Annotated in this window: 2 protein-coding genes; both read right to left on the reverse strand. The window is 41.1% G+C overall.

What is annotated here, in order from left to right; genetic code table 11:
- Window positions 1–643 (reverse strand): AAA family ATPase (locus H5072_RS18250; protein WP_182694361.1); only part of this gene is annotated, 643 nt, incomplete at its 3' end.
- Between the two features lie 194 nt (window positions 644–837).
- Window positions 838–1,869, reverse strand: a complete 1,032-nt coding sequence (locus H5072_RS18255) for an isoaspartyl peptidase/L-asparaginase family protein (protein ID WP_182694362.1) — start codon at window positions 1,867–1,869, stop codon at window positions 838–840.
- Between the last annotated feature and the right edge of the window lie 44 nt (window positions 1,870–1,913).

Here is a 1,913-nt window from a genome sequence, read left to right on the forward strand (position 1 = left end):
GTTTTGGAAGCAGGTTTTTTAAGTAACCTAAAATAAAATCAATATTTAAACTACGCTCATGCGCTTCATCAATAATAATCGTGTCGTATTGATTTAAAAAACGGTCTTGCTGAATTTCAGCCAGCAAAATACCGTCGGTCATTAATTTAATATACGTATTATTAGATACCTGATCGCTAAAACGAATTTTAAAGCCAACTTGCTGGCCAAGTTCACACTTCATTTCTTCAGCAATACGATTAGCCACAGTACGCGCTGCTAATCGACGTGGTTGCGTATGACCAATTAAACCATCAACACCGCGACCAAGCTCTAAACACATTTTAGGTATTTGCGTTGTTTTACCTGAGCCCGTCTCACCGGCAATAATAACCACTTGGTTATTTGCAATGGCGTCTTTAATTAATTCCTTTTTTTGACTTACCGGCAATTGCTCAGGATAAGTCACTTTAGGGAGGCCAGCTAAGCGTTTATCGCGTAATTCTTGGCTACGGGTTATATCAGCCGCTATTTTTTCAAGCGCGTTGGCATGCTTGTTTTCATCCGTTATTTTTTTTACGCCATGTAAGCGTTTTTTGAAAATGAATTGATCTTTTTTTAAGCACGTTTTTAGCTCGCCAAACAACTGACCTAGGTTTACCACCCGCATACCTTATAAAATTAGTTAAAGAGCCGTAATTGTATCAAATTAAACGGCTGGGGTTAATCCTACAAAATGCATAACGCGGGGTTGTTTGTTATATAAACGCTGCTATTGAACTAAACTGTGAATAATAAATTTATTTTAAACAATTATTTTCAGGGCTAACTACATTGAATAAATTAAATGACGTTGACTTATTCGTCACTAAAAATGCCCACGTAGGTCGCTTGCGTATTCGATTTACTTGCCCGATACATGCCAGAGGTATTAAACGGTAAGCTAATATTACCCTTTGTATCAATAATAATTACGCCGCCAGTGCCGCCAATAGGCTTAAGCACACCGTTTATAACTTCATCCCCTGCCTCAGCAATGGTTTTACCTTGGTACTTAACTCGCGCACATATATCGCTTGCTACGTTATAGCGAATAAAGTATTCACCATGCCCTGTTGCCGATACCGCGCACGATTCATTTTCAGCAAATGTTCCGGCCCCAATTACCGGCGCATCCCCCACACGACCATAACGTTTTGCGGTCATACCACCTGTTGATGTACCTGCCGCTAAATTACCATTTTTATCAAGCGCCACTGCGCCAACCGTGCCCATTTTGTAAGAGTTAGGTAATGCTTTGTGCGCGGCTTGGTACTCTTTACTGGTTGCTTTGGCTTTATCTAATTTTTGTTTTGCTTTTAAAAGCGCTTTGTAACGAGGCTCGGTATCAAATAAGTTATTTTCGACAAGCTCAACTCCTTGCTCTTTAGCAAACTCTTCAGCGCCTTGCCCACTAAGCATTACGTGTACAGAGTTATCCATTACCAAACGCGCTAAGTTAATTGGGCTCTCAATATGCTTTACACCCGCAACTGCGCCTGCTTCACGGTTTCGACCATCCATTATGGATGCATCAAGCTCATGCCCGCCATCGTAGGTGTATACCGCTCCACGCCCTGCATTAAAATAAGGGGATTGCTCTAATACTGCAATTGCTGCAGTCACCGCATCTAAGCTTTCGCCGCCTTGGTGTAATACTTTATAACCTGTCTCTACTGCTTGCGTTAATTTTGCACGATACTCTTTTTCTTGAGCGGGTGTAAATCGTGCTTTTTCAATTGTCCCTGCCCCACCATGAATCGCAATGGCAAAAGGAGTCTCTGCAGCTACTGCGCTATTACTTAAAGCAACAAAGCTGCTCGCAAAAATCGCTAATAATGGTGTTTTCATAATGAGTTCTTTTATGGGGAAGTTATAAACTAATGTGAATGGTT

This window comes from Pseudoalteromonas sp. SR45-5 (assembly GCF_014163565.1).
Classification (GTDB): Bacteria; Pseudomonadota; Gammaproteobacteria; order Enterobacterales; family Alteromonadaceae; genus Pseudoalteromonas; species Pseudoalteromonas distincta.

Bases quoted from the DNA above. Each gene is read 5' to 3' on its own strand.
- H5072_RS18255 (WP_182694362.1), bottom strand. From the start codon at position 1,869: ATGAAAACACCATTATTAGCGATTTTTGCGAGCAGCTTTGTTGCTTTA.